The sequence below is a fragment of the Paenibacillus terrigena DSM 21567 genome, assembly GCF_000374845.1.
Lineage (GTDB): Bacteria > Bacillota > Bacilli > Paenibacillales > Paenibacillaceae > Paenibacillus_K > Paenibacillus_K terrigena.
The window spans coordinates 195,019-220,409 of sequence record NZ_KB895415.1 but is presented as its reverse complement, the minus strand read 5'-3'; the positions used below and the strand labels follow the sequence as shown (position 1 = coordinate 220,409).

The following is a 25,391-nucleotide window of genomic DNA, read 5'->3' as shown; positions in this document are numbered from 1 at the left end:
ATGATTCATTGCGAAGGACTTGTCAAAATTTTTAAGACGGATGATCTTGAAGTCGTTGCGCTCCAAGGCTTGAATATATCCGTGAAGGAAGGCGAGATGATGGCGATTATCGGGAATAGCGGCAGCGGGAAATCGACGATGCTGAATATTCTCGGTGGGCTAGATCGCCCTTCAGCGGGCCAAGTTCGTGTCGGCGAATGGGATTTGCTCAAGATAACGGATGATCAGCTCGTAGAGTATAAACGCAATACGGTCGGGTTCATCTGGCAGAATAATGCGCGGAACTTACTCCCTTATCTAACAGCGATTGAGAATGTGGAGATGCCAATGATGCTCAGCGGGAAGGTAGACCGCGCCTATGCGAAGCAATTGCTCGAATGGGTCGGTCTGAAAGACCGGATGTATAACAAGTTGCATCAGCTCTCCGGGGGGGAGCAGCAACGTGTGGCGATTGCGATATCGCTCTCGAATCGTCCACGGCTTCTGCTGGCCGATGAACCGACAGGTTCTGTGGATACGCAGACCTCGGATAGCATTATGGGGATTTTCCGGAGATTGAATCAAGAATTGGGCGTTACGATCGTTATCGTAACCCATGATTTATCGCTCGCTGAGAAAGTCGATCGTGTAGTAGCCATTCGGGATGGTCTGACAAGTACGGAGTTCATCAAACGGAATCCAAACTTGGATCAAGATGAAGAGGCGCTATTGAAGGGCCAAGGTGCGCTGCAGCAGATTCATGAGGCGTACGTGGTTGTAGACCGGGTTGGACGATTGCAGGTGCCTAAAGAGTACTTGCAAGCTCTGCAAATTAAAGATAAAGCATCAATGGAGTTCGATGGGGATCAGATTATTATTCGGTCACCCAAATCATTGGAGGGATAATTTAGGATGAAGACAAAGTGGAGTAAGAAACTGTTAATGGTTACGTTAAGTTTGTCATTATTCGCTCCTGTTCTTGCGGCATGCAGCAAGGGTGAAGGCGAGGAAGCCGGACAAGAGAAAGTATTACGGATTGGTACGATCTATAGTTACGGAGGCGACGATTCTTATCTTCGCCAGCAATACACGGATATCTATGAATATACGCATCCGAATGTGAAGATTGAATTCGTATCGGCGATTGACAATAGTAACTATCGTTATGAAGAGCCGAAGCCGGACCAGAAGCAACCGGATCCATTTGAAGAGACGAAGAAGCTGCTCTCTGGTCCAAATGCTCCTGACGTGATGATTATGGACACGAATGTGTACAAGAAGCTCGTTCGTGAGAATATGTTGAAACAGCTGGATCCAATGATCCAACAAGATAAATTTGATACTACAGATATTGTTCCGACTGTTATGGATGGCATTAAAGATTTGGGCGACAACAATATTTATGGTCTCGCGCCTACGTTTGGTTCATCGGCCTTATTCTATAATAAGAAATTCTTCACACAGAACAATATTGAGCCACCTAAAGACGGCATGAGCTGGGAAGATGTCTTTACGCTAGCACGTCGTTTGAAATCGGGTGATGGTGCGAACAAGAAGTTCGGACTTCAATTGAATCGTTGGTCAGGAGATCCATTCTATGATATGACAGGAACGTATCTCTCTGCCTTGCAGCTTCGTATGTTCGATGATAAGGGCGACAAGATGACGGTTGATACACCAGCTTGGGAGAAGGCTTGGAGCACATTTGCGAAGCTGGTATCCGAGAAAGTCATTCCAACACAAAAAGACCTACAACAGGATGATTCGTCTAATGGACGTTATAATCCGCTTGCAAGCGATAGCTTCTTGTCTGGTAAAACAGCAATGACGATTGCGGACTACAGCTATGTAAATGATATTTTGGATGCAAATAAAAATGCGTCTAAAATTAAGAACTTCGAGAAAGTGGATTGGGATGTTGTAACCCTTCCAACGCATCCTGAAGCACCGGGCATTGGCGGTAATATCTATCTGAACAACTTGATGGGTATTAATGCCAAAGCTCAAAATGATAAAGATGCTTGGGATTTCATCAAGTTCTTAAATAGTGAAGAATGGGCGAAATTGAAATCGCGCAGCAGCTACGAGATTGTATCCCGTAAGAAATATATTCAACCAAAAGATGGTTTGAACTATAACATTGCAGCTTTCTATACGCTCAAGCCTGTAACACCGAACAACCAAGAGATGGATCTGGGTAATAAGTACCCTAACATTTATCAAGTGGGAGAAAAAGGAAGAGAGATCTTCCAGACGGTACTTGATGGCAAGAAATCTTCTGCAGAGGGCTTGAAAGAGTGGCAAAAAGAAGGCGACAAGATGCTGATCGAAATGAAGAAGAACCCGAGTAAGCCAGCTAACGGCATGAACGGTGGCACGACGGAAGTCGCACCAGCAGGTTAAGTAAGGAGAGCCTTAAACTTCGTATGAAGTTTAAGGCTTTTTTTTCATGTTATGGGGTATTCTATAGGCATAAAGAAGACATCATGATAAGACAGGAGCTGAGTCAATATGAAATGGATCTACTGGGGCAAGTTGTACAATACCAAATTTCAAGCGAGCTGCATCCTGAAGCGTATCGAGAATGACGCATGGATTTATGGCTATTCAGATCCGCAGGAAATCGAGATTTTTCGCTCGCGTAAGGGTCGTTATGGGGTACGATTTATCACCTAAGGTGATAATTGTTTAGAACGTTAAATTCTTCTTGACTTTACTCGTATATATAGTGTATATTTATTTTTGTCGCTATTGAATAATTGAAGCGGGGTGGAGCAGCTCGGTAGCTCGTCGGGCTCATAACCCGAAGGCCGCAGGTTCAAATCCTGCCCCCGCAACCAAATTCTTATGATGATGAATTGATTAAGGGCCCTTAGCTCAGTTGGTTAGAGCGGTCGGCTCATAACCGATTGGTCGGGGGTTCGAGTCCCTCAGGGCCCACCATAGTAATCCTTGATCTATCATACATAAGTTTCAGAGATTTCTAGATTTTAGATTGACATCGCAATCAGAATTTGGTACTATAGTATTTGTCTTCATAACATGATCTGTTAGCTCAGCTGGGAGAGCACTATCTTGACAGGGTAGGGGTCAGTGGTTCGAGCCCACTACAGATCATACAAGATCAAACCTGAGAGTCCTTGATATAAGGGCTCTTTTGTTTTTATTAATATTTATTTGGATTGAACAGCCTGGTACTAGATAAACCCTTACGGAGTAAGGGTTTATTGCATTTCTGGAGTTTTTTAATTCGTAGATTATTGCATATGAGAACATCTAACGAATGAAGTCTTCTTGAGAGATCGAACCAAGGATGCTGGCGGCTGTACGTACCGAGTTATTCTTTGTCAGTTCCGTTACGATAGTATCGATGTGATCGTAGACTTCTCGTGGAGCTTTAACCGATTCAAGTATTTTGATTGGCGTATCCACATCGGCAACATTGAGGCGAATCGAACCGCAACCGAATACACGCTGCCAGAATGGTAACACTAGACTCTTATCTAGTACTTTATAGAAATCCAATTCATCCTCTACCAATGAAATGAATCCTGTTCTTGTGACCAATCTTTTCTCGTACACAAAGTATTTTGTAAATGAAAGCGGCAAGCCGAAGATTGTGCGTTTTCTCCCTTCCCAAATTAACGATCCACGTGTTAGCGACTCTTTATTTGACATTCGAGTCTACCTCCTCTGAGAGAAAAATATAGAAAAATTTGAAAGTCAATACCACCCTAATTGTAGCATTTTGACATGAATAACGGAACCCAGAAGCACAGCAAAAGTTCGTCGATCAAGCACTAGCGAAATTCTCTGATTGGTTTGGTGGTTCTACGACCTTCGATGGTGAAGGAGCTTGGGTCGATATAGACAAAAAATTGATCAAGGAAAATGGTTCATTGCCTATTTTGCTAGTTTACCCGTTTCTTCAAAAGTTTTTTGTTAAAGGCATTGTCGTAGGAATCGTGAAAGAGTAGTATGTGGGTTAGATAGGCAAACATGTCCGCTGCACAAGCGATTAGGTATTGTCACACGCCGTGTGTGTCGGACTGACAACATGAGGCATTGGAGGAGAAGCTAGAGTGAGTACAATTAAGAGAGTCCATGTCGTATTTAAAACCCATCTGGATATCGGTTATACGCACATGGCACAAGATGTCGTCGATCGTTATATGAACAGCTTTATACCACAGGCTCTAGATTTATCGGAGAAGCTCGCTCAAGAGGAAGGACCTGTCAAATTCGTATGGACGACAGGCTCATGGCTGATCAAGCAATTTTTACAAACAGCATCAGAGCCGATGCGGGCCCGTATGGAGGAAGGAATTCGCCAAGGCAGAATCGTATGGCACGGCTTGCCTTTCACGATTCATACAGAGCTCATGGATGAACGCCTGTTCGAGTACGGTCTTTCGTTATCTCAAGATTTAGATAAAACTTATGGACGAACAACAATTGCTGCCAAAATGACGGATGTTCCTGGCCATACGATCGCGATGGTTCCGCTGATGGCGAAAAGCGGCATTCAATATTTACATATCGGCGTCAACGATGTATCCAAAAATCCAAGTGTACCGAAAATGTTTGTATGGCGGGCAGCGGATGGCTCGGAAATTATCGTAAATTATGCTGATGCTTATGGTAAGCCTTTTCATCTGGAAGGTATGGAGGATGCATTGTACTTCGCTCATACGCATGATAATTTCGGTCCTCCTAAATTGGAAGAAGTGAAAGCGCTCTACGATCAGCTGCAGCGCGATTATCCGGGCGCTAGTATAATGGCGTCAACCATGGATGCCTACGCAGAAAAGCTGCAGGCGGTGAAGCACCGTTTGCCGATGATTACCGAAGAAATCGGTGATTCATGGATTCACGGCGCCGCCTCTGACCCATGGAAAATCGCACGTTACCGTGAGCTGCTGCGGCTGCGCGACAAGTGGCTGGATTCAGGTGCGCTTGATGTACAAAGCGAGGCATATGGCCGGTTCAGCGACAATTTGATGCTTATTCCGGAGCATACTTGGGGAATGAATTCGTCCGTGTATCTCGTTGATTTTACGAACTATTCGCCATCTGATCTAGCTGCCGCGAGGAAGCGGGACGTGATCGATGACGCGAAGTGGAAGAAATTCGATTACCTCCGTAACCAAGCAGTTCCAGATCGCCGCTTCAGCTCTTATGAGAGCTCGTGGCAAGAACAGCGTGACTACTTAAACCAGGCAATTGCTGCCTTACCTGAAGATTTGGCTGAAGAAGCGGTAACTGCGCTTGAACAACTAAGCCCTTCGATGGACGGTAAAGTGTTTGATCAATCTAAGTCTCTACAGATCGGTGAATACTACGATCTTGGAGCTTTCCGGGTCGCCTTCGCTTCTGATGGATCGATCTGTTCCTTGATGGACAACAGCGGGAAAGTATGGGCCGATGAAGAGCATGAGCTGGGCAAATTCCGATATGAAACGTTCAGTAAAGAAAGCTATGATCGCTATTTCCAAGAATATGTGACCAATTTGCCTAGACATCACGGTTGGGCTGATAACGACTTAGGCAAGCCGGGGATCGAATATGTTGATCCTAAGCCAGTGCATAAGCTGTTTAAGGCGAGAGCCGACAAAATTATGCTGGATAGACAGCCGGAGTACGACGTAGTAAGTATCGATTTACAGCTACCGGAAGAGGTATGTGAGCATCATGGAGCTCCTCGGAAGCTGAATGTCCTGTATAAATTCCAGCGCTGCGGTCCGCATATTGAGGTCGAGCTGCAGTGGCAGGAGAAGCAGGTGTGCCGCTTGCCCGAGGCGAGCTGGTTTTCTTTCGCGCCACTCGTCGACAATCCAAACATCTGGGAAATGGATAAGCTAGGGCGTCATATTTCGCCTTTGTCTGTAGTCAAGAACGGCAACAGGAATTTGCACGGGGTTCAAACAGGCTTGTACTATGGGGGGGCGGACGGTACGGCGTTCATCGAGACATTGGATGCGCCAATTGTTTGTCCGGGTGAAAGAAGAATTCTGGAATTCGATAACACCTTCGTTCCGTTGGACCGCGGATTTCATTTTAATTTGCACAACAACGTGTGGGGAACGAACTTTGTCATGTGGTTCGAAGATGATATGAAATACCGATTCCGGCTTACGCTGCAATCGAATGAATGAGATTAAGCGGTTTGAAGGGATAGAATAATGTAAGGCAGGGGCGAAAATTGGATTGTACAATTTTCGCCTTCTTTATGTGGAGACTTGAAACGCGATACATGACGATTTCAGCGGATATTCTCAATTAGCAGCGGGTCATAGAGAAATAAGCTGCCTCCGGCATCATGCCGGGAGCAGCTTATTGCGTAAGGCTTTTATAATGGATACCAAGGGTTTGGACTAGCTCTCGATGATTATCTCCATTGACGACAATAGACACTAAAAGTACTTAAGGGGCATTATTAGTTATTAAATACCGAATCCAAAGCCACCCATACAACTGCAGGCGACGATAACTAATAAGATGAACAATACAAGAATTGTACCAGTGTTTGTAAAAGCTCCACCAACTAAACCGGACATGTAAGCACCTCCCTAACTTTTAGTACTCGATATGTTATGAAGGCAGCTCTCTCTTGGTTTGGGTGATTGTTCCTAGTTATTCATAATTGATTGCAATATTTAATTTTTAGCGCTAACCTTACTTTAACTGATTGTCGTAGAATTTGATGTCTGAGTTCGAATTACTTATAATCAGGTATCTAAATGTTGCTTGGGATGGAGGTATTGGTATGATTAATCAGTTACTTGATATTGAATTTGAGTTTAACGGACAAAAACAGGTCATCACCCCGGTTCTGCTACGGGATGAACACGATGCCATTCTCGTCGACTGTGGTTATCCTAATTTTATATCTCTTCTTGAAGAAGCGGCTAACCGGAACGGCGTCAAGCTGGAGTCAATTACAAAATTGATTGTAACCCATCATGATATGGACCATTATGGATCACTTGCTTCTCTTAAGCAGCTGTATCCACATATCGAAATCATCGCACATGAGCTTGAAATACCGTATATTGAAGGAAGACAAAAGTCGTTGCGACTTGAACAGGCTGAATCAACGTATAATGATTTGCAGGCCGAAGAAAAACCGGGTGCTGAACAATTTATTCGCTTCTTACAGTCCTACGAGCCAGCTGCCGTTGACCGTTCGGTGTCTCATGGAGACAAGTTTCCTTGGTGCGGCGGTATAGAGATTGTCCATACCCCTGGTCATATGCCTGGGCATATATCGTTATATTTGCCAGAGAGCAAAACTCTGATTGCATCTGATGCCGTCGTGATTGAAGATGGCACATTCAACATTGCTAATCCTAGCTATACCCTGAATCTAGAAGAGGCTGTCAATTCCGTTGAGCTGTTGCTTAACTACGACATTGAGCAGATTATCTGCTATCATGGAGGATTATTTCATGGGGATGTCAAACAAGCGCTCAGGGAGCTCATTCTTACATATAGTGCAGGATAGAGCAGTGTGTGTGTAGCTTGCGATATCGAAGGATACGCAGTCGATTGAGTTGATCATTGTCCTACTAAATAAATTCAGGCTGCCGAATGAACCTTTATCGGTGGCTTTTTTACAGTTCTGATGTCCGCGTAGTTGACATGGAGAAGAAGGTAAATGGCAGGAGTGAATCGAATTTATGAACATAGATGATCCTGATCGGGGTGTCTATCGAATGCATAGACGACGCCAGAGTTCGCAGACGAATAAAAGGATGTTAGAGTTTCTTCAAAATAGATAACTCCTTCTTGATATGGAAGCAACAGAATAGAATAATAAAGGGTGAACGCGGTGCAGCATTTAAGCGACGCTGAATTACTATAATGAGAAGATTTGGTCATCCAACTAAATCATCATTCGTGAACGGTTGAACGTGAGCTCATATCATAGATATTTGATAACTATTGGAGGAGATGCAATGCGTCGGAATCATTTCATTATTACAGGGACTTCAAGAGGAATTGGTGAACAGTTAGCCAAAATGCTGCTGGAGCAAGACCACAAGGTCCACGGCATATCCAGAGGGGATTCTAGCCTGACGGAGTTTCAGAATTATACACATATTCATTATGATTTAAGTGATACCTCGGGGATTGAGAACCTGATGGATACGGTGTTCAACCAAATCGATCTCCATCATGCGGATATGATTTGTCTCGTGAACAACGCAGCTATGGCTGAGCCGCTCAAGCCGATCGAGCAATGTACGCTAGGTGAGATCCATAGAAACCTCCAGATCAGTCTCGTCGCACCGATGCTGCTAACCTCTTGTTTTATCAATTTATCGGAGAACGTACGAATCCGGCGTAAAATCATCAATATATCATCCGGATCAGGCTCCTATCCCGCACCGGATATGAGTGTGTATTGCACGGCCAAGGCGGGCTTGAATATGTTCTCGCAATGTGTCGGCTTAGAGCAAGGCAGAAGCCAATTCCCTGTAGAAATTATTGCTGTAGACCCCGGCATGGTCGATACCGAGATGCAGATGCTCGCAAGGGAGAAGAACGCTCAAGAATTTGAGATGGCCAAGTATTTTAAACATGCACATCAAACAGGACAGTTACTCTCAACGGAAGCCCTGTGCAGGCACTTATTGAACATGATTGAGAAAACATTCGAACCCGGTAAGCTTGTAAAATATACGGATGCCTAAGAGGATGTCCCATGAATAAGAACAAGAAATTAAGAGCGGCCTGGATTCGGCAAGGCCGATTGTAGTCGTTTCTCTTATTTTGACAGGAATCCAAAACATGTTAGACTCTATAGAGAAAGAAGGATTCGCGAAGGGACGTGACTTCATGCAGCAGGTTTTCTTTACATCCGACCATCATTTTGGTCATCGCGGCATTATTGATTTTGAATCGAGACCCTTTCAGAGCGTTGAGGAAATGGATCCGTATATGATAGAGCGTTGGAATGCTGTCGTGAAGCAAGAAGATAAAGTCTTTCATCTCGGAGACTTCTCCTTCTGGAATCGTGAGCGGACCCGAGACATTGTCAGTCAGCTGAACGGTTATAAGCATCTGATTCTAGGCAATCATGATCGAGGGCGTTCGCGTACGTGGTGGCTGGATGTAGGATTTAATGAAGTAAGCGAGCATCCGATGATATACCAGCAATTTTTCTTCCTCACGCATGAGCCGATGTATATGAACAGACATATGCCTTTTGTGAATGTGCACGGACATATCCATGGCCAGAAGTATGAGGGGAAGAGTTATTTCAACGTAAGTGTTGAACACTGGGACTATCAACCCATTTCATTCGAACAGATTCGAGATTCGGTAGTCGTTAGTGAAGAGCAGTAACACAGCACAGCATCCCAGAGTGTTTAATGAAGATAATGGAGGATTTGAAATGAAAGAACAGCATATCGGACATGCAGAGCCAGGAGATAAAGTGAAGATTACGGGCAACACGAACGACCATCCATTCGAGATGGGTCAAGAGGTATTGGTTACAAGCTGGTATGACTTTGAACCGGCGGATGGGGAGTTCGGGGTTGAGGTGTCAGAGCATAAGGAAACCGAGCATTGGTTCATACGACATGCGGATTATGTCATTGTAGAACGTGGCAGTCATCTCATTTTGGAAGACGATACTTGTGGTTAATAGTCAATGGTTAGAGGTCAATTGACCTCTCCTTCCGTTTCGGTGTTCATGATCGTGCTGTAAGGCTTGTTGTCATAAGCGTGATCAATATTTTGAATGAGTTGCTCGGTCTTCATGAGGGTTTTGTCCGCAAGACCGAGATCATATAATACTTTTGGATCGGTTACTTGGTCTAGATCATCATGTTTCATCACGTTGCTCCTTGTCTCGTCAAATGATTGATTTAGGATGCCCGAGCGAAGAGAATATGATGTATTATATACCTCGAAAACTCTCGCAAAAAAGAATAAAGAGCAGTCCAGCTGATGAATTTCATTGGGCCGCTCTTTTTTGCGTCTCAAGAAAGGATACCGAAATATTCTTTCGTAAAAGCAATCCATGCACGAGATGCCCGCGACAGGTATCCCACCCGACGCCAAGCCATCGATAGCTGCCAAGGTATGATTGGATTGATTAATGTAACCGCACGAACCTTCTCCGGGGAGAGCAGTCGGCAGATCGTATCCGGCAGCATGGCAATTCCGATATCCGCCCCCACCATTTCACCAATAAAATCCCAGTGCGAGCTCTCACTCACGATTTGTGGTTCGAATCCCACGGCACGGCATTCATGAATGATCCGTTCATGGAGCGCGAACTGGTGGCTAAATAGAATAAATCGATCTTGGGATAGTTCTTGCAGTTCAATATGCTTACGTTCTGCCAGCGGGTGCGATGGATGCATAATGACTTTCAAGCGATCCTCGACGATTGGAAATGAATCGAACATTTCATGATCGATCGGCCGCAGTACAGCCCCCACGTCAATATCGCCTTCTTCAATTCGTTCTTCGATGCGTTTGGCGCCATCCTCCACCATGTGAATCGTGATCCCTGGATAGGTGGCTTGAAATTGCTTGATTACCATTGGAAAATAACTCGAACCTGCCATAGGCGGAATCCCAATGCGAATATTTCCCTTATTAAGGTAGGTCAAGTCATTAATTTCAGCCATCAGCTGGTCGAATAAATGCAGAATGGGTTCTGCATAGTTCATGATCGCGTCGCCCGCATCCGTTAATTTGATTTGTTTGCCCTCACGAACGAAGATTTCCGTATTCAATTCTTGCTCCAGGTTAATGATGGACTTGCTGATTGTCGGCTGCGTGATATGTAAGGATTCTGCCGCTTTCGTGAAGCTGTTGCAGCGCACAATTTCTGTAATGTACTGTAAGTGCCGTATATCCATAGGGAAGACCTCTCTTCATAGCTAGATGGAATGAAAACCATAATATATATTCATTTTACCTATGAAAATGGAATCTGTATACTGAATACAGAGAGGGGATGGATTCATCCATGAGAACACTACTTAGAACCGTCATCCAAGTTCTATTTTTTATTATCGTAGCCAAAATATCGGATGCTTTTGCAGCATGGATTCATTCTCCTATACCAGGTACGATTATTGGGATCGCCGTATTATTCATTCTATTGAAATTCAAAGTGATTCGAATGGATTGGATCGAACAAGGGTCCAATTGGCTGCTTGCCGAGATGCTGTTATTTTTTATCCCTGCGGCCGTCGGGATTATTAATTACAAAAGCTTGGTAGTGGAGAGCGGGCTTCGTCTGACGATTACAATTTTTCTCAGTACATTAGCCGTGATGATCTGTACAGGACTTATCAGTCAACGGTTTGCAGCTAAGAAAGAAGGGAACAGCGAATGTTAGAAGCGATTTTCTGGTTATTCATTACCGTAGCAATTTACTTTGCTTCCAAACGTCTATATAAGGCTTTCCCAAAAGTATACTTAACGCCTGTCCTGATCGTGCCTATTATTGTGATCCTATTGATTCAATTTAGCGGCGTATCCTTCCAATCCTATAATGAAGGCGCAGGCTGGTTGTCCGAGATGGTTAAGCCGGCAACGATTGCTCTTGCGGTTATGCTCTACAAACATGTTGATGTACTGAAAAAGAATGTAACGGCGATTATCGTTAGTGTAGGTGCCGGGGCGATTATTGCCATTATTACTTCGGCGGGTATCGCGAAGATGTTAGGTCTCACCAAGGAAATTACGGATTCGGTTGCACCGCGTTCAACAACAACCCCGATAGCAGTCTCCGTATCGGATATGATCGGTGGGATTCCGACAGTGACTGCGGTGGCTACATTAGTTACGGGGCTGTTAGGTATGATTATTGGGCCGATGATCGTCAAATATTTTAGGATTCATAGCTCGGTCGCTCGAGGCGCTTTGTTCGGAACAAGTGCGCATGCCTGTGGAATTAGCAAGGCACTTGAATATGATGCTGTTGCAGGTTCTGTCGCGGGGATTTCGATGATGGCAACCGCCTTTATTACACTTGGGTTAGCTCCATTTATTATGACTTGGTTTTAAGAACATGGTATGCAGCAGAACTGTTATTTCCATGCATTTATGCATAGCGGTAACAATTTTGGGCTTGTATAAACGCCTCCCCGCACTGGGGAGGCGTTTTGTCTTGCATGTTACTTTTTCTTATGGTTGACTCGAACAACTTCGTTCTGTTGATTGGCATGGAATCCCGGCTGTTGACCATAGAATGGCCCCCGGTGGCCTTCATGTCCGCCGCCGTGATGACCTTCATGATGATCCCCGTGATGACCTTCGTGGAATCCATTGTGGAAGCCGTCATGGGATCCGCCAATAAAGATGGGGAAGAAGAACGGTGTATAGCTTGGATAGTAGGAGTAAGGGTAAGGATACGGCGATGGACAGTATGGATATTGATCGCAAGGATATGGATAAGGGTAGTACCCGGCGTAGTTAGGATCTTGATACGTCGTTGGAACATAGGTCATATTTGATTCATCCTCCTGATTGTTGAGTATAGAATAACGTATGCTATTCTCAACACTCGGGACACTCGCCCGGAAAAGAATGGGCGAATGCCCTAGGGTCGAATCGTGACAGGTGTGCCGATTGGAACCATTGAAGCCAGCTGCAAGACATCCTCATTATACATGCGAATACACCCATGCGAGACTTCATGGCCAATGGATGATGGATTATTCGTACCGTGAATGCCATAATGGGGCTTTGATAATCCCATCCAAAAGGCGCCGAACGGTCCTCCTGGATTTGGGACCTTGTTAATGATCTCGAATTCCCCGCTTGGCGTTTGGGTGACCATCTTCCCGACACCTACAGGAAATCCGCGTACCACGCGATCACCATCTAATACATACAGCATTCGATCTGATAGATCAATGATTATGTGATATTGCGGCATTTGTGTCCGCCCTCCTTTAACATAAATCAATTCCTCTTGTAACAAGGTATGTCATTTCGAGTAGGAGGGATTAACATATAAAAACAAATTCGATCTATATACTTGCCCATACATTCGGGCAGCAATCAACATACAATGTCCCGTAACTAATAATTCTTCTTCAGAGAGGGGGAGGAGCATGGGAGTAGTAGAAGAAAGAGGATTTGGTTTCTTTACTAGCACAGGTACGATTTTGGTGCTTTTCATTCTTTTGGTAATCGTAAGTTGTGCATGTCTATTCTGATTACTGGAAATAACCTCTCCTACAACAAAAGGTAGCCGAATTCGGCTACCTTTTTGTTATGATTGCGCTCTTGGATTTGAGCGATTTCTTATTCATTTCTAGACGAGTGTTGAATGCCGATCATGGATTTGACAATAAACTGACATTCATCTTTGCGGAAAACGGTACCGCCTTGAATCGTAACTTCATGCTCCGTATGATGGATGATGCGATTCTCATGACAGATGAGTCGATCTTTATGCCAAATGGACACGGGGGATTGAAAGTAGATCGCATTATCGAATTGAACGGTATCGTGCATGACAAAGCGAACATTACCTGAGCGATAAGCAGGATCTTGCGCAAGTTCAGATCGCGCTTCCACAGGTTCCAACAGCTCGACTTTCGCGATTTGTGCGATCGGAATTCGAATACCTTCGGGAGCGAGGGTAATCATCTCTTCCTGTTCGTTCCACTCACTTAGGGTCCCTTGAGCGGTAAGCTGCATCCGTTGACCATAATAGACCATAACTTGTTTCCCTACTAAATTTTTCATCGTACTAGCTCCCTTATGACCGAATCTTCGAGTTATCCTCTTTAATAGTAGCAAAAATATCAAGATAATCAAGATTCCAATCGATTGGTGTTAGCCCTTGTTGTATAAGAAATTCATTCGTGCGAGAGAATGGACGACTACCGAAAAATCCTTTGCGTGCCGCAAGCGGACTCGGGTGTGCTGACGTAATAATGCAGTGGCGCTCAGAGTTGATGGTTCCGGCCTTTTGAATCGCATGGTTGCCCCACAGAATGAAGACGAGTGGCTCTTTGCGCTGCTGAAGTGCATGCAATACGGCATCAGTGAACCGCTCCCAGCCTTGTCCTTGATGCGATGCAGGGAGTCCGGCACGAACCGTTAGTACGGTATTTAACAGCAAAATGCCTTGCGCCGCCCAATCCGTTAAGGTTCCATGATCAGGGATGGAGCAAGACAGGTCTGCTTGTAATTCTTTATAGATATTTCGAAGCGAAGGTGGGATCCGTACCCCAGGTCGAACGGAGAAACTCAGTCCATGCGCCTGCTCGGGCCCGTGATATGGATCTTGCCCCAGAATAACGACCTTGGTATTCGCGAAGGACGTTAATCGGAACGCTTCAAATAGGTATTCCCTTGGCGGGTAAATGGTCTCATGCTGATATTCTGCATCTAGCCACTCACTCAGCTCCTGCATGTAAGGCTGCTCTAATTCTTCATGCAGCTGCTGGTTCCAATCTTGCGGTAAAACAAAAGACATGGTGGAACTCCTTTCCAAAAACGGGTAAAGCACGAGGTCGTCGGACTAATTCGCACCGATCATTCATAAAATTGTCATAAGTAGTGATTCTAGGTCAAGAGGAGGGTGCGAATGAACGAAGTTGGCGTATTTATCGGGTGGTTATTATGTTTCTCGATGTTAGTTATCGGAGTCATCTGGTTGCTCGCAATCTTCGTAAGTAGGGATAGCATGAAACATGATGAACAATTTGTCTGGCTAAGACGACTTACAGAGATTGATAAATAAGTGTCCTGCGCACGATCCTACTCTTCTTCCCACTTTCTCGAATAGGCTTTACGCGTTACCCACAAGGTGACCCATGTGATCAGAGCAATAATAATAATCGATCCAATAATTGCGGCTGTCATGGCGATGACCTCCCTTCGCATTCAATCATTCGAGCTTCATTCCACCCCAACTATACATCAAAAACATTCTTTTGTATAATCAGGAATGTTACAAATTTAAGGAAGTTCGATATCCAGGGTAGAGGTGAAGACATGGCAGCGCAAATTATTCAAGTCAAGACAGAAGAAGAACTCAATAAGTGTCTCTCCATCAGATTAGAAGTCTTTGTTCATGAGCAGCAGGTGCCTGAAGATTTGGAGATTGATGAATACGATACACTCGCTGGCAAGGCTTATCATGTATTGCTCGAGCATGAAGGACAAGCGGTGGCGACAGGCCGGTTAACCATCTATCAAGATCATATGGCGAAAATGCAGCGTATTGCGGTGAAGAAAGCGTATCGAGGATACGGATATGGTCGTGTATTGCTGTTAGCGCTCGAACAAATAGCCAAGGATTTGGGTCTGAGTGACGCAATTTTAGATGCGCAGTGTCAAGCAGAGATATTCTACGCAAAGCTCGGCTATGAAGTGATATCGCAAGAACCGTTCTATGACGCCGGCATTCTACATGTTCGTATGAAAAAACCGCTATAAGGTTATACTATCCTCGAACACACGACGACTATAGATCGAGGAGCGGATGTAACCATGGAAGCGAATCAACGTGAGACAATTGTAGCTGTTCAGAAAAATGGAGACGGTGATATTCGTCAATTCAAAACTTCATCCGGGCGCGTTCTGGAGTACCAAGAAGCACTGCAAGCCGTTAAAAATGGAGAGATTGCTGGTGTTAACGCCTTTAAAGGGCGCGATGGTGAAATGTATATTCGTGGCGATGCTGATGGCGACCCATCGAATAACTTGGACAATTTGCCGACCTTCCAATAGAATTTTTTATAAAGTTTCGATAAATGGAAACGGAAAATTTCGATTCTATAAGCAGCAAATAGACGATCTGTGTGGATATTTCCCATGCAGATCGTTTTCTTTTTGAACCAGCCACGGGCGAACATGGAACGCTCCCTTTTCATATGATGGAGGAATGAAGAACTTTGTATGAAAAGAGATGATTTCGTTGGCCAAAGGGAAATCCGTCAAGAAGAAGAAAAAATCATCCGAGCGTGCGCAGTACACGATGCGCATTGTGACCTCGGACCGTTGTGAAGTCTGTAAGAAGCAGTGCGCAAGAGGGATTCGGTACATGGAACATATGCGTAAAGAAGGGTCAGTCGGTAAAGGGGTACCTTGTATTCTGACAAGAACATTAATTTCGAAATAATGCGAGCGGGAAATGGGGAAGCAAACCTTTTCTCTTCATTTCCCGGGCAACCGCAATAATCAACAATAAATTATTCTATTCTAGACCGCAACTCTGGCCTTTAATTGGAGTATATACAATCAACTGTCACAATATTGGAGGTCTATAATTGATGAAGGCTAGAAGAGTAATGGTTGTAGCACTTGCACTATCGCTGATGGGCGGTTCGGTTATTTTTGCAGATTCCATAACACAGAAGATTAAAATGGTGTTTAACGGAGAAGAAGTAAGCGATGGAGCTGTCATGATAGATGGAAAGACGTACCTTTCGGTGAGCCAAGCTGGCGAAGCACTTAAGGCGATCGTCGAGTGGGATGATAATGCGAAAAAGGTTACTGTAAATAAGCCGAATGTCCATATGCTCACGTTCTCAGGTAAAGATATTTTCGGAGTCGTGAAGCGCGGGGAATTCAAGTTCAATGTGCTATGTTCGGTAGATAATTTGAAGGTGGCAGCAGATGCAGTTAAGGTATCAATTATTGATCCTGCTGGCAAAGTGAAAGATATTCAGGAACTGGATCTGAAGGAACGCAAGGAATATTTCATGTTCCAAACACAAGAACTTACATACGACTTTAAGGCAGCAGGAAAGTATACGATTGCATTCTTTGTCAAGCCTTCGGGCGGGGACTACACACGCGTTGCTGAGAAAGAAATTACTGCGATCTAATCGCTTATTGATAGGGTAAAGGATTGAGAATTCGATGTTTGACCCTTGTCCAGGAACATGTTACGATACGAGGTGTACATAATAACTGAAAAGAGGGTTTACAGATGAGCGATCATAATCACGATCACGACAACTGCGGATGCGGTCACGACCACAGTCATGACCACGACCATGAAGAATTTGTACTAACATTAACGGATGAGAACGGTAAAGAAGTGGAAATGGTCCTCGTTGAAACTTTTAACTGTGACGATAGTGTATATGCTTTGTTGCTGGAGCGCAGCAATCCGGAAGCGGATGGCGTCATTCTTCGTATGGAAGAAGAGGACGAGGAAATGGTCCTTTATAATATTGAAGATGAAGCAGAATGGGATCGCGTTCAGAAAGCTTATGAAGAGCTTGTTGCAGCGAACGAAGGCTAATTCAAACAACAAAACCCGTCAAGCAGATGCTTGGCGGGTTTTTCCATACCGTTATCATTATTTGCGTGGATTGAAATAAAACGTTCTACCGTTGAACATACGAAGCTGAGCTTTATTCGATCGAGCAATGTACTTGCAGAGTTCGTTGCCTTTCGCTTTGTCGCCATGCGTGGCTTCTTCGGGAAGAACGATCTGGATATAGTGGCGTTCTTGGTCATCTTCGACACGAGATCCTACACCGAATAGGATATATTTGTAGCGAGGAAGAGCGCCTTTCAAATAAAACCATTGCTTCTCTTCCCCTGGCCGCGTCTCAATCGTATACGGAAAGGCAGCTTCTGCATAATCCCAATCAAGCTGCTTGCCCGTTAGTGCCGTCTGTTCTTTGTAGTGAAGGAGTGATTGCTTCACGTCCTCCAGGGACATCTCCGTCACGGTAGATCCTTCAACGAATGTTATGTAAGCGCTTTGACTCATCGTTATACCACCTCAAGTCCTTATTGTCGCCCGGGTGATCCGGTTCCATCTTATCCCATTTATCACAACAACATCATAGCATTTCGAGGTTCTTCTTGACAATCATTTCTACATTCAGGGAAAAAGGGGATTGCATGCCAAGCCGAACTCATGATAGAATTATTTAAATAATCTGAATATTCTGTAATGTAACTTTCGGTTCAAACGAGAGGAGGAATCTAGGATGTTCGAACATCTCTATGATGAAGCAGAGCAAACCAACGTTAATTTCATTGGATGTATTTCAGAAAATGCGAGGTATGATTTCTCTATCATTTACACGAATCACTTCTTCGGGAAGCCTCTTGTCGTCTGTATGCAGACAGGTAGATCAGCCGTGATCGGTACCGAGGATCTTAACAATGTCGATTATATTCAGAAGATGTTCCATATTACGGATCGTAAGGTTGGCGAGGATTTAGCTGTGTTGCTGAGATCGCGGATTCCTGTCGTTGGTGTGTCTGATCAATATTAAGCGATTACAATGAGGCCGGGGCATTCTACGTTCAGCGTAGAATCGTCCCGGTTTTTTCAGTTTTCAGAGCAATAGCTTTAAATGGACGATAAAGTCGTACCTACTTGTGCACACTGATAAGGTGGAGGTGAAGGAATGACGAATGTATCGGAACAGGTAGCAGGACGATTGTTCATCGCTGTAGGTCTTGGAGAGGCGGCAAGCATGGAGCTGGAGCGCTGGCAAGCGGAGGCCGAACAGATTCTATCGTTTGCGAAATGGGTTCATCCCGAAGACTATCATATTACGGTACAATTTCTCGGCGATACAAGTCAGAAGGTGCTGGATCAGCTGATCCCAGCGCTGAAGGAAGCTGTTCGCGAAGTGGAGCCGTTCTCGCTGGAATTGAGCGGGACAGGTACCTTCGGAACTGCTAACGCACCTCGTGTATTATGGGCGGGGGTTCGCGGGGACATCCCGGCGCTGGAGAATGTCGTGGCGTCCGTGCTCAAGGTGACAGAGCCGCTAGGGTTTATACCTGAAGATCGGCCTTATCGGCCTCATATTACGGTCGCGCGTAAATATACGGGACAAGCAGGGTTCGATATCGAGGGGACCCACATCCTCCAACCGATGGAGGAGATCGCATGGAGTGTCGATCATCTCGTTGTTTACAAGACACATATGCATCAGAAGCCGATGTATGAGAAGCTGGCGTTGATTCCGCTGGCGTAAAAAATTACATGCGAATAGCAAGAATGTCCGGTCATGACCCTTGTGGTCATGGCCTCTTTATTTTGCTCCGGCAGAGCCATTGACAGCTTGCCTGAGGATCATAGTACAATAGTAGCACCAATTTTAGATATGAAGATTCAAAATAATACGGATTGTTGTAAGCGCTTGCAATTTATGATCGATTCATTGGATCATAGATTTCATTTTGAGAGGAGATCATTCGAATGGCATGGATGCAGCATGTTCGAAGCTTTATTTATTATCCAAGACGTAGTCTGCGGATGAAATTGTTCATATTCTTCGTGATGGTGGCGACGATTCCGCTGCTGATCTTGGGATACTTGTCTTTCTCCAAATCCTCCGAAGTGGTGGAATCCCAGATGGTGCAGTACGGACAATCGACGATCACACAGCTTCAGGCCCAAGTGGATGCCTATTCAGGACAGATGCAGGCAACAACACGGTTCATTTATTCGTACCTGCTGGATCCGATTAGTAACGTATTGGATGGAGAAGAGCCGACGTCTTATAGTCATTTTCTGGCACAGGAGAATTTCAATCGTCTCTTGGATTCCCACAAAACCCTAGATACGACAGGGATCTATGTGGTTACACCATCCGGTTATTATTATGGTTCGCCTCAAATTGATGTGGAACAGCTGATCAATCAGAAATGGTGGAAGGAGATCCCAGAAGACTATAAAGGCGCGTATTGGACTGGGATCCATGGGACAAGCCCGTACCTGGCTAGAAACCTCAATCTTCCGAAACAAGTGATCGGATTAGTCTTCCCGCTGCAAGGACAATATGGATCGCTGAAGAACAGCAAGATTGTCATCGAGATGGATGCATCAAAGCTGATGGATTCTTTTGACCTGATTGAACATAATCTACATTCCTTCCTGACCATAACCGATCGAAGCGGGCGCGTGATCTATCAGACGGCACAGGATCGAGAGAATCATAAGGATGATCTGGTCTGGAAGCAACAGCTGGAATCGAATCACTGGACGATTGAGGTGAGAACGCCATTTGAGCCTGTTTTTCAAGAGACACTGACGATTCGGTATTTCACGATTGCACTGATTGGGTTTGCGCTGCTGCTCTCCTTGCTCGTATCCTATCTTTTCTCTGCACGCATTACACGGCGGATCATCTCGCTCAAGAACAACATGCAGCTCGTCGGAATTGGCAAATTCCATTCCCGTATCGAACCGGAGACGGAAGATGAGTTAGGGCGTCTTGGCGGCAGCTTCAATAAGATGGTGGAGCAGATCCAGGAGTTAATTGGAGAAGTGAAGCAGAAGGAGCAGCTGAAGAAAGAAGCAGAGCTAAGGGCCTATCACTATCAGATCAACCCGCATCTGCTGCTTAATACGTTAAATATGATCCAATGGCAGGCGAAGATGAAGGGCGATGAGGATATTCGAGGGATGATCTATCATCTGACCAAAGTATTAGAAGGAAATCTCGTCATTACAGAGGAGCTCATATCTATTCAACGGGAAATGAATACAGTGGACAATTACTTGAAGATTCAAGAGGTTCGTTATGGACATGCTTTTAGCTTCACATTTGATTGTGATGAGGCGTTGTTGGATTGCTTGATCCCGCGAATGACGCTGCAGCCCCTGTTGGAGAACACTTTTTTCCATGGATTTGAAGATGGGCAAGGGAACATTACGCTTCAGATCACACCGGATGGGGAGGATCTCGTACTCGTACTCGAAGACGATGGGCAAGGAATTGAAGAGGCACGGCTGAAGATGCTGTTGCGAGAGAATCAGCCGCGCGCTCTCGGAAGTGGAGGGCTCGGGTGTTTTAATGTGGATCAGAAGTTCAAGCTTCATTTTGGCCGCCAATATGGGATGTTGATTACTTCAGAAGAACACAAAGGGACGCGAATAACGATTCGTTGGCCACGAATTGTAGCAACTTCGTGAACTTCAATCGAACAAATTGGCAGGTTATAGCTAACAAAATTCCGTGTTAAAGCGCTTACAGTCCTTATATAATGAGGACAAATAAACGACATCGCCTAAGGGGGAACGAGCTTTGAAACCAAAAAAACGAATATTTTCGACGCTTCTAAGCATGGTTCTATTGGTTAGTATCGCGTTGACTGGCTGTTCTGGCGGTTCTGGAGAGAAGAAAGCAGAAGAATCTGCTGCTGGCGGTGACGCGGGGGAGAAGACGAAAATTGTCGTATGGATTTGGGAAGATGCCAAAAACGTCATTGATCTCAACATGCCGGCGTTCAAGGAGAAATACCCGAATATCGATGTGGATCTGCATGTCCTTGCACAAGCGGATGTCTATCAGAACTTCCTGATCGCAGCGAGCTCCGCGGATAAGGTGCCGGATATCGTCAACCTGGAATCGCATCGATTGTCTCAAATGATCGAGACGGGCGGGCTGCTCGATATCAGCGACAAGGTCGCGCCTTACAAAGACAAGATGAATGCGTATAAATGGGCAGATGCGATGAAAGACGGCAAAGCTTATGCGATGCCTTGGGATAGTGGTCCCGTCGTGATGTTCTATCGTAATGATCTATTCAAGCAAGCGGGGTTGCCTTCCGATCCGAAGGAAGTTGCGGAACAGCTCAAGACGTGGGACGACTACAAGCGATTTGCGAAGCAGCTCAAAGAAAAGACGGGCGTCGCGATCATGGCGGATTCCAAGACCAAAACGGACGGGACAATTTTCCAAGAAATGCTCTGGCAGCATGATCAATGGTTCTTCGGCAAAGATGGCTCGGTTCAAGTGGATAGCCCCGAATTCATTAAGATTGGACAATATTTCGTCGACATGATGAACGCAGGCTATGTGAACGAGGTGGAGCCTTGGAGCGACGCATGGTACAGCTCCTTCCAACAGAACAAACAAGCGACGATTGTAGGCGCTTCGTGGTATGACGGATTGCTTCCAAGCTTGATTGATCCGAAAGGTGCAGGCAAATGGTCTGTTGCGCCAATGCCGAAATGGTCCGCAGATGACAAGTACAGCAGTGCAATCGACGGCGGATCGAACCTTGCAATTAACAAAAATTCGAAGCACCCAGAAGAAGCATGGAAGTTCATCGAATTTATGTTAGGTAACGATGCTTCGCAGCTCAAGATGATGGAAGGCGGCTTGTTCCCATCTCTTGAGACGACATATCAAGACCCTGTGTTCCAAGAGAAAGTACCTTACTTCAACGATCAGCCTGTACGCTCGCTCTATGTGGATGCGGTGAAGAATGCAACGCCGATTACCTATACGAAGGATTACCCGCTAGCGAATGAATTGATTCGCAATGCGTTCGCAGAGATTTTCCTCGATAAGAAATCCGTTGAAGAAGTATTCAAGAAGACGGCGGATCAGCTGAGACAGAAAACTGGGCGTAAATAAAGACACGTGCAAGGAACTTCATAAGTAACGGGATGGAAGCCTTCAGATTCAGACTTCATCAGTGCACGAGGGATGATGACGAAGGCTTGACATCTTGGGGGAGAGTCTCATGCAGAATTTGTATTGGAAGTGGCAATTCAAATCAGCGCCTTATTGGTTTATTGCTCCGTTCGTCATTTGCTTCATCATTTTTGTATTCTTACCATTTTCGTATTCTGTGTATCTCAGCTTTACCGAATGGCATGGTCAGGAGACGAAGACCTTTGTCGGTCTTGCGAATTATGCCACTTTGCTGAAGAGCGGTGACTTCTGGCAGTCCATTGTGAATAGTGTTCTCATCTTCGTGCTCTATGTACCCATCATGTTGGCGCTTGCACTCATCTTCGCCGCATGTCTTAGCACCACGTGGATGAAGTGGACAGGATTTTTCAGAACGGTATTTTTCATTCCGAATATTACTTCCGTCGTCGCGATCTCCTTTGTGTTCTTGCTGATCTTTAACGCTGACCAAGGAATTCTCAATCAAATATTGATGTCGCTGGGACTTTTCGATGAGCCGATTCGGTTCTTGGAGACGCCATGGTGGGCACGGGTATCGGTTGCCATTCTGGTAATATTCCGATGGACGGGATACAACATGATCCTGCTGCTCGGCGGCATACAGAGCATTTCGAAGTCGCTATATGAAGCGGCCAAGGTCGACGGGGCGAACGGCATTCAATCCTTCTGGCATATTACGCTTCCGCTGATGCGGCGACTACTCGCTTTCTGTACGATTCTCTCGACACTGGGGACGTTCTCGCTCTTCACGGAGCCGTTCATCCTAACTGGCGGGGGTCCGAACATGGCGACCACGACGCCGGTGGTCCTGATCTACAACGAAAGCTTCAAGAACTTGAATATGGGGTATGCCTCGACGATCTCCATTTTCTTCTTCATTCTGATGATGATTCTCTCCTTGGTTCAGCTTAGACTGTTCCGGGAGCATGATTAGGGGGCGATGGATCATGAGAATTCAGACGAGAGCATTGTCCATCGTCATGTTGGTAGTATTCCTTGGGATTGCAGCGGTGTTTCTGTTCCCGTTCGCATGGATGATAAGTTCATCGTTCAAGGAAAAGAGTGAAATCTTCGCGAATCCGCCGATTTGGATTCCTGCGAAGCTGCATTTCGAGAACTTCACGCAATTGTTCACGGAGAAAAACTTCGGACGCGTCATCCTGAACAGCTTGTTTACTGCGATTACGGGTACCATCGGCGGGTTGTTCTTCTGCTCGATGGCAGGGTTCGCCTTCGCGAAATACAATTTCCGGGGTAAAGGATTGTTATTCGGTCTCGTACTCGCCTCGCTCATGATTCCAATGGAATCGAGCTTGGTACCGCTCTTCGTCATTTACCGTGATCTCGGAATGATTGATCAACTGTGGGGCGTGATTCTACCGCGGCTCACGAGCGCATTCGGTATTTTCTATATGCGGCAGTATTGTATGACGATTGAGAATGAATTGCTTGAAGCTTCCCGGATTGACGGATGCTCCGAGGCGCGGATTTACTTCCGTATTGTCGCTCCGATCTTGATACCTGCGTTCGCAAGTCTCGGGATTATCTTCTTCGTGGAAGAGTGGAACAACTTCTTGTGGCCGACCATCATTCTACGGTCCCAAGAGAACCTGACCCTCGCGGTCGCCATTCGTGCACTGCAATCGGGTGTTCGGACGCCGTATAACTTGATCATGTCAGGCTCGGTCATCAGCGTTGTGCCGATGCTGCTCGCGATTTTTATATTCCAGAAGCAGATTATCGCCGGACTGACAGAAGGCACGTTAAAAGGATAATGTACTGCACTTGCGGGTGAGGAGGCGTTGTCACTTGGTTATTCGGAACATTAAGGTACTCATCATCGATGATGAATTAATCGTCCGCCAAGGACTTCGGGCCACGGTGGATTGGGGGCGGTACGGGATGGAAGTCGTCGCGGACGCACCCAATGGACTTAAAGGTTGGGAAGCTTTCTTACAATATAAGCCGGATGTCTTGATCACAGATATTGTGATGCCGAAGTTAAACGGGCTCGAACTCGCCAGAAGAGTGAAACAAGCTGCGAGCGAGACCCAGATTCTCCTGCTGAGCTGTCACGAGGATTTCTCGTATGCGCAGCAGGGGTTTCGCATCGGTGCATCGGGTTACGTCCTCAAGACAGCGATGGATGAGGAAGAGCTCGGATATTATCTGCAGCAGTTCGAGCAGCAATTCCGGCTGCGCAGTCAAGAGAACCAGGAGCTGTCGAACGAGGCCAAAGATCGCCAGGCACAGATTTATTCGTGGCTTGGCGGCTTCACCTCTGATATTGATGAACACCTGCAAAGGTGGTTCCAAACCGATTGGGCATGGATGAAGGAAGGCTGCCGAATGTATCTGATTCGCACCGATTCTGAGCAGATACCGGATCAGATTGACTGGCTAGGGATGGAACAAGCCGTAGGGCAACCGAACGAACGGATCCCATGCGGGAAGGGGCGCTATCTATTCTTGTGTAGGGCAGAGGCGGATGACTTGGTCATGTTCCGGCTCAAGTCCGCCAAGAGCTTGAATAAGAAGTTAACTTGGCAGGCTCAAGGCCCCATTCAATCACATGAAGAGTGGGTTCGCAGCATCATGCAGTTGTATCACCAGGATGAGCTGTGGAGGAAATACGACGTATGGAATGATTCATGGCCAGAGCCCATTATGCATGCTGTGCAGTTGATTCTAGGGGATGAGAGTAACAGCATGTCTGTTGCTGAACTCGCGGATACGGTCGGCTTCAGCCGCAGTCATTTCAGTACCTTATTCAAGCGGGTTGTCGGCGAGAACATTATTGACTTCCAGAGCAAAATGAAGCTTCACAAAGCAGAGTATATGCTGCTTACCACACTGATGAGCGTGAGTGAGATATCAGATCATCTGGGCATGATCGATGCGAATTATTTTAGCAAATGGTTCAAACGTGTTACGGGGCTATCCCCGAGTCAATATCGATCCAGTAAAAAGAACGTCATAAATGAACTGACATAAGGAGGAAGACGC

Annotated in this window: 33 protein-coding genes and 3 tRNA genes; 27 read left to right on the top strand and 9 right to left on the bottom strand. The window is 45.6% G+C overall.

Annotated elements, in window-relative coordinates:
* The 6 genes from C558_RS0112650 (at position 1) to C558_RS0112625 (ending at position 3,096) form a co-directional block, all read left to right on the top strand.
* Positions 1-885 carry an ABC transporter ATP-binding protein gene (locus C558_RS0112650; protein ID WP_018756646.1) on the top strand — a complete coding sequence of 295 codons (885 nt, stop codon included), beginning with the start codon at positions 1-3 and terminating at the stop codon, positions 883-885.
* Positions 886-891: 6 nt separating this feature from the next.
* On the top strand, positions 892-2,382 hold the full coding sequence (locus tag C558_RS0112645) for an ABC transporter substrate-binding protein (RefSeq protein ID WP_018756645.1): 1,491 nt from the start codon (positions 892-894) through the stop codon (positions 2,380-2,382).
* 108 nt (positions 2,383-2,490) lie between these two features.
* Positions 2,491-2,655, top strand: coding sequence for a hypothetical protein (locus tag C558_RS34260; protein ID WP_018756644.1), 165 nt, complete (start codon positions 2,491-2,493; stop codon positions 2,653-2,655).
* An 87-nt stretch (positions 2,656-2,742) separates the two neighbouring features.
* Positions 2,743-2,819 (top strand) — tRNA-Met (locus C558_RS0112635).
* A 26-nt stretch (positions 2,820-2,845) separates the two neighbouring features.
* A tRNA-Ile gene (locus tag C558_RS0112630) sits at positions 2,846-2,922 on the top strand.
* Between the two features lie 101 nt (positions 2,923-3,023).
* Positions 3,024-3,096 (top strand) — tRNA-Val (locus C558_RS0112625).
* A gap of 159 nt (positions 3,097-3,255) precedes the next feature.
* Here C558_RS0112625 and C558_RS30940 read toward each other — a convergent pair.
* Positions 3,256-3,657: a PH domain-containing protein gene (locus C558_RS30940; protein WP_018756643.1), complete on the bottom strand. Its 402-nt coding sequence runs from the start codon at positions 3,655-3,657 to the stop codon at positions 3,256-3,258.
* A 404-nt stretch (positions 3,658-4,061) separates the two neighbouring features.
* Here C558_RS30940 and C558_RS0112615 point away from each other — a divergent pair, with 404 nt between their 5' ends.
* Complete coding sequence (locus tag C558_RS0112615) at positions 4,062-6,134, top strand: DUF5054 domain-containing protein (protein WP_018756642.1); 2,073 nt, start codon at positions 4,062-4,064, stop codon at positions 6,132-6,134.
* Positions 6,135-6,422: 288 nt separating this feature from the next.
* On the opposite strand, the gene yjcZ is transcribed toward C558_RS0112615, so the two are convergent.
* Positions 6,423-6,536 (bottom strand): sporulation protein YjcZ, encoded by a 114-nt coding sequence (gene yjcZ, locus C558_RS33150; protein WP_018756641.1) that lies wholly within the window; start codon positions 6,534-6,536, stop codon positions 6,423-6,425.
* 209 nt (positions 6,537-6,745) lie between these two features.
* Here yjcZ and C558_RS0112605 point away from each other — a divergent pair, with 209 nt between their 5' ends.
* The 4 genes from C558_RS0112605 (at position 6,746) to C558_RS0112590 (ending at position 9,634) form a co-directional block, all read left to right on the top strand.
* Positions 6,746-7,483: an MBL fold metallo-hydrolase gene (locus tag C558_RS0112605; protein WP_018756640.1), complete on the top strand. Its 738-nt coding sequence runs from the start codon at positions 6,746-6,748 to the stop codon at positions 7,481-7,483.
* A gap of 454 nt (positions 7,484-7,937) precedes the next feature.
* A complete protein-coding gene (locus tag C558_RS0112600; RefSeq protein WP_018756639.1) occupies positions 7,938-8,675 on the top strand; it encodes an SDR family NAD(P)-dependent oxidoreductase in 738 nt (245 codons plus the stop codon).
* Positions 8,676-8,772: 97 nt separating this feature from the next.
* The gene (locus C558_RS0112595; protein ID WP_018756638.1) at positions 8,773-9,330 is read left to right on the top strand and encodes a hypothetical protein; all 558 of its coding nucleotides are present in this window, start codon (positions 8,773-8,775) and stop codon (positions 9,328-9,330) included.
* Between the two features lie 49 nt (positions 9,331-9,379).
* Positions 9,380-9,634 (top strand): hypothetical protein, encoded by a 255-nt coding sequence (locus tag C558_RS0112590; RefSeq protein WP_018756637.1) that lies wholly within the window; start codon positions 9,380-9,382, stop codon positions 9,632-9,634.
* 17 nt (positions 9,635-9,651) lie between these two features.
* Here the strand turns inward: C558_RS0112590 and C558_RS33780 are convergent, their stop codons facing one another.
* Positions 9,652-9,825, bottom strand: coding sequence for a hypothetical protein (locus tag C558_RS33780; protein WP_018756636.1), 174 nt, complete (start codon positions 9,823-9,825; stop codon positions 9,652-9,654).
* 146 nt (positions 9,826-9,971) lie between these two features.
* Entirely contained in the window at positions 9,972-10,862 is an 891-nt protein-coding gene (locus C558_RS0112580; RefSeq protein WP_018756635.1) for a LysR family transcriptional regulator, read from the bottom strand.
* Between the two features lie 110 nt (positions 10,863-10,972).
* On the opposite strand from C558_RS0112580, the gene C558_RS0112575 reads away from it, so the two are divergent.
* The gene (locus C558_RS0112575; protein WP_018756634.1) at positions 10,973-11,347 is read left to right on the top strand and encodes a CidA/LrgA family protein; all 375 of its coding nucleotides are present in this window, start codon (positions 10,973-10,975) and stop codon (positions 11,345-11,347) included.
* Positions 11,341-12,018, top strand: coding sequence for an LrgB family protein (locus C558_RS0112570; protein WP_018756633.1), 678 nt, complete (start codon positions 11,341-11,343; stop codon positions 12,016-12,018). The genes C558_RS0112575 and C558_RS0112570 overlap by 7 nt, the downstream gene beginning before the upstream one ends.
* A gap of 110 nt (positions 12,019-12,128) precedes the next feature.
* Here the strand turns inward: C558_RS0112570 and C558_RS0112565 are convergent, their stop codons facing one another.
* Positions 12,129-12,461, bottom strand: coding sequence for a hypothetical protein (locus tag C558_RS0112565; protein ID WP_018756632.1), 333 nt, complete (start codon positions 12,459-12,461; stop codon positions 12,129-12,131).
* Between the two features lie 92 nt (positions 12,462-12,553).
* A complete protein-coding gene (locus C558_RS0112560) occupies positions 12,554-12,892 on the bottom strand; it encodes a L,D-transpeptidase (RefSeq protein WP_018756631.1) in 339 nt (112 codons plus the stop codon).
* Between the two features lie 178 nt (positions 12,893-13,070).
* Here C558_RS0112560 and C558_RS34685 point away from each other — a divergent pair, with 178 nt between their 5' ends.
* Positions 13,071-13,175: a sporulation protein YjcZ gene (locus C558_RS34685; protein ID WP_156826095.1), complete on the top strand. Its 105-nt coding sequence runs from the start codon at positions 13,071-13,073 to the stop codon at positions 13,173-13,175.
* Between the two features lie 88 nt (positions 13,176-13,263).
* Here the strand turns inward: C558_RS34685 and C558_RS32545 are convergent, their stop codons facing one another.
* Together C558_RS32545 and C558_RS0112550 are read right to left on the bottom strand one after the other, a co-directional pair.
* Entirely contained in the window at positions 13,264-13,710 is a 447-nt protein-coding gene (locus C558_RS32545; protein WP_018756630.1) for a hypothetical protein, read from the bottom strand.
* A gap of 13 nt (positions 13,711-13,723) precedes the next feature.
* Entirely contained in the window at positions 13,724-14,446 is a 723-nt protein-coding gene (locus C558_RS0112550) for a uracil-DNA glycosylase (RefSeq protein ID WP_018756629.1), read from the bottom strand.
* 111 nt (positions 14,447-14,557) lie between these two features.
* Between C558_RS0112550 and C558_RS33770 the strand changes: the two genes are divergently transcribed.
* The 6 genes from C558_RS33770 (at position 14,558) to C558_RS0112515 (ending at position 17,227) form a co-directional block, all read left to right on the top strand.
* The gene (locus C558_RS33770) at positions 14,558-14,713 is read left to right on the top strand and encodes a hypothetical protein (protein WP_018756628.1); all 156 of its coding nucleotides are present in this window, start codon (positions 14,558-14,560) and stop codon (positions 14,711-14,713) included.
* A gap of 254 nt (positions 14,714-14,967) precedes the next feature.
* Positions 14,968-15,411, top strand: a complete 444-nt coding sequence (locus C558_RS0112535) for a GNAT family N-acetyltransferase (RefSeq protein ID WP_018756626.1) — start codon at positions 14,968-14,970, stop codon at positions 15,409-15,411.
* Between the two features lie 54 nt (positions 15,412-15,465).
* The gene (locus tag C558_RS0112530) at positions 15,466-15,705 is read left to right on the top strand and encodes a DUF3892 domain-containing protein (RefSeq protein WP_018756625.1); all 240 of its coding nucleotides are present in this window, start codon (positions 15,466-15,468) and stop codon (positions 15,703-15,705) included.
* 178 nt (positions 15,706-15,883) lie between these two features.
* Complete coding sequence (locus C558_RS0112525; RefSeq protein ID WP_018756624.1) at positions 15,884-16,096, top strand: hypothetical protein; 213 nt, start codon at positions 15,884-15,886, stop codon at positions 16,094-16,096.
* A gap of 151 nt (positions 16,097-16,247) precedes the next feature.
* Positions 16,248-16,805: a stalk domain-containing protein gene (locus C558_RS0112520; protein ID WP_026263887.1), complete on the top strand. Its 558-nt coding sequence runs from the start codon at positions 16,248-16,250 to the stop codon at positions 16,803-16,805.
* Between the two features lie 104 nt (positions 16,806-16,909).
* Entirely contained in the window at positions 16,910-17,227 is a 318-nt protein-coding gene (locus C558_RS0112515; RefSeq protein WP_018756622.1) for a DUF1292 domain-containing protein, read from the top strand.
* A gap of 57 nt (positions 17,228-17,284) precedes the next feature.
* Here the strand turns inward: C558_RS0112515 and C558_RS0112510 are convergent, their stop codons facing one another.
* A complete protein-coding gene (locus C558_RS0112510; protein WP_018756621.1) occupies positions 17,285-17,704 on the bottom strand; it encodes a DUF1885 family protein in 420 nt (139 codons plus the stop codon).
* 223 nt (positions 17,705-17,927) lie between these two features.
* Here C558_RS0112510 and C558_RS0112505 point away from each other — a divergent pair, with 223 nt between their 5' ends.
* The 7 genes from C558_RS0112505 (at position 17,928) to C558_RS0112475 (ending at position 25,379) form a co-directional block, all read left to right on the top strand.
* Positions 17,928-18,218 carry a DUF3055 domain-containing protein gene (locus C558_RS0112505; protein WP_018756620.1) on the top strand — a complete coding sequence of 97 codons (291 nt, stop codon included), beginning with the start codon at positions 17,928-17,930 and terminating at the stop codon, positions 18,216-18,218.
* A gap of 135 nt (positions 18,219-18,353) precedes the next feature.
* Complete coding sequence (gene thpR / locus C558_RS0112500; RefSeq protein ID WP_018756619.1) at positions 18,354-18,932, top strand: RNA 2',3'-cyclic phosphodiesterase; 579 nt, start codon at positions 18,354-18,356, stop codon at positions 18,930-18,932.
* A 224-nt stretch (positions 18,933-19,156) separates the two neighbouring features.
* A complete protein-coding gene (locus C558_RS0112495) occupies positions 19,157-20,875 on the top strand; it encodes a cache domain-containing sensor histidine kinase (protein ID WP_018756618.1) in 1,719 nt (572 codons plus the stop codon).
* A gap of 112 nt (positions 20,876-20,987) precedes the next feature.
* Positions 20,988-22,325 (top strand): ABC transporter substrate-binding protein, encoded by a 1,338-nt coding sequence (locus tag C558_RS0112490; RefSeq protein WP_018756617.1) that lies wholly within the window; start codon positions 20,988-20,990, stop codon positions 22,323-22,325.
* Between the two features lie 109 nt (positions 22,326-22,434).
* The gene (locus tag C558_RS0112485) at positions 22,435-23,319 is read left to right on the top strand and encodes a carbohydrate ABC transporter permease (protein ID WP_018756616.1); all 885 of its coding nucleotides are present in this window, start codon (positions 22,435-22,437) and stop codon (positions 23,317-23,319) included.
* Between the two features lie 13 nt (positions 23,320-23,332).
* Complete coding sequence (locus C558_RS0112480) at positions 23,333-24,160, top strand: carbohydrate ABC transporter permease (protein ID WP_018756615.1); 828 nt, start codon at positions 23,333-23,335, stop codon at positions 24,158-24,160.
* A 34-nt stretch (positions 24,161-24,194) separates the two neighbouring features.
* Positions 24,195-25,379 (top strand): response regulator transcription factor, encoded by a 1,185-nt coding sequence (locus tag C558_RS0112475; RefSeq protein ID WP_018756614.1) that lies wholly within the window; start codon positions 24,195-24,197, stop codon positions 25,377-25,379.
* The last annotated feature ends 12 nt before the right edge of the window (positions 25,380-25,391 follow it).

Coding starts and splice junctions, on each gene's coding strand:
- C558_RS0112650 (WP_018756646.1), top strand. CDS start 1: ATGATTCATTGCGAAGGACTTGTCAAAATTTTTAAGACGGATGATCTT.
- C558_RS0112645 (WP_018756645.1), top strand. CDS start 892: ATGAAGACAAAGTGGAGTAAGAAACTGTTAATGGTTACGTTAAGTTTG.
- C558_RS34260 (WP_018756644.1), top strand. CDS start 2,491: ATGAAATGGATCTACTGGGGCAAGTTGTACAATACCAAATTTCAAGCG.
- C558_RS30940 (WP_018756643.1), bottom strand. CDS start 3,657: ATGTCAAATAAAGAGTCGCTAACACGTGGATCGTTAATTTGGGAAGGG.
- yjcZ (WP_018756641.1), bottom strand. CDS start 6,536: ATGTCCGGTTTAGTTGGTGGAGCTTTTACAAACACTGGTACAATTCTT.
- C558_RS0112605 (WP_018756640.1), top strand. CDS start 6,746: ATGATTAATCAGTTACTTGATATTGAATTTGAGTTTAACGGACAAAAA.
- C558_RS0112600 (WP_018756639.1), top strand. CDS start 7,938: ATGCGTCGGAATCATTTCATTATTACAGGGACTTCAAGAGGAATTGGT.
- C558_RS0112595 (WP_018756638.1), top strand. CDS start 8,773: ATGTTAGACTCTATAGAGAAAGAAGGATTCGCGAAGGGACGTGACTTC.
- C558_RS0112590 (WP_018756637.1), top strand. CDS start 9,380: ATGAAAGAACAGCATATCGGACATGCAGAGCCAGGAGATAAAGTGAAG.
- C558_RS33780 (WP_018756636.1), bottom strand. CDS start 9,825: ATGAAACATGATGATCTAGACCAAGTAACCGATCCAAAAGTATTATAT.
- C558_RS0112580 (WP_018756635.1), bottom strand. CDS start 10,862: ATGGATATACGGCACTTACAGTACATTACAGAAATTGTGCGCTGCAAC.
- C558_RS0112575 (WP_018756634.1), top strand. CDS start 10,973: ATGAGAACACTACTTAGAACCGTCATCCAAGTTCTATTTTTTATTATC.
- C558_RS0112570 (WP_018756633.1), top strand. CDS start 11,341: ATGTTAGAAGCGATTTTCTGGTTATTCATTACCGTAGCAATTTACTTT.
- C558_RS0112565 (WP_018756632.1), bottom strand. CDS start 12,461: ATGACCTATGTTCCAACGACGTATCAAGATCCTAACTACGCCGGGTAC.
- C558_RS0112560 (WP_018756631.1), bottom strand. CDS start 12,892: ATGCCGCAATATCACATAATCATTGATCTATCAGATCGAATGCTGTAT.
- C558_RS34685 (WP_156826095.1), top strand. CDS start 13,071: ATGGGAGTAGTAGAAGAAAGAGGATTTGGTTTCTTTACTAGCACAGGT.
- C558_RS32545 (WP_018756630.1), bottom strand. CDS start 13,710: ATGAAAAATTTAGTAGGGAAACAAGTTATGGTCTATTATGGTCAACGG.
- C558_RS0112550 (WP_018756629.1), bottom strand. CDS start 14,446: ATGTCTTTTGTTTTACCGCAAGATTGGAACCAGCAGCTGCATGAAGAA.
- C558_RS33770 (WP_018756628.1), top strand. CDS start 14,558: ATGAACGAAGTTGGCGTATTTATCGGGTGGTTATTATGTTTCTCGATG.
- C558_RS0112535 (WP_018756626.1), top strand. CDS start 14,968: ATGGCAGCGCAAATTATTCAAGTCAAGACAGAAGAAGAACTCAATAAG.
- C558_RS0112530 (WP_018756625.1), top strand. CDS start 15,466: ATGGAAGCGAATCAACGTGAGACAATTGTAGCTGTTCAGAAAAATGGA.
- C558_RS0112525 (WP_018756624.1), top strand. CDS start 15,884: ATGATTTCGTTGGCCAAAGGGAAATCCGTCAAGAAGAAGAAAAAATCA.
- C558_RS0112520 (WP_026263887.1), top strand. CDS start 16,248: ATGAAGGCTAGAAGAGTAATGGTTGTAGCACTTGCACTATCGCTGATG.
- C558_RS0112515 (WP_018756622.1), top strand. CDS start 16,910: ATGAGCGATCATAATCACGATCACGACAACTGCGGATGCGGTCACGAC.
- C558_RS0112510 (WP_018756621.1), bottom strand. CDS start 17,704: ATGAGTCAAAGCGCTTACATAACATTCGTTGAAGGATCTACCGTGACG.
- C558_RS0112505 (WP_018756620.1), top strand. CDS start 17,928: ATGTTCGAACATCTCTATGATGAAGCAGAGCAAACCAACGTTAATTTC.
- thpR (WP_018756619.1), top strand. CDS start 18,354: ATGACGAATGTATCGGAACAGGTAGCAGGACGATTGTTCATCGCTGTA.
- C558_RS0112495 (WP_018756618.1), top strand. CDS start 19,157: ATGGCATGGATGCAGCATGTTCGAAGCTTTATTTATTATCCAAGACGT.
- C558_RS0112485 (WP_018756616.1), top strand. CDS start 22,435: ATGCAGAATTTGTATTGGAAGTGGCAATTCAAATCAGCGCCTTATTGG.
- C558_RS0112480 (WP_018756615.1), top strand. CDS start 23,333: ATGAGAATTCAGACGAGAGCATTGTCCATCGTCATGTTGGTAGTATTC.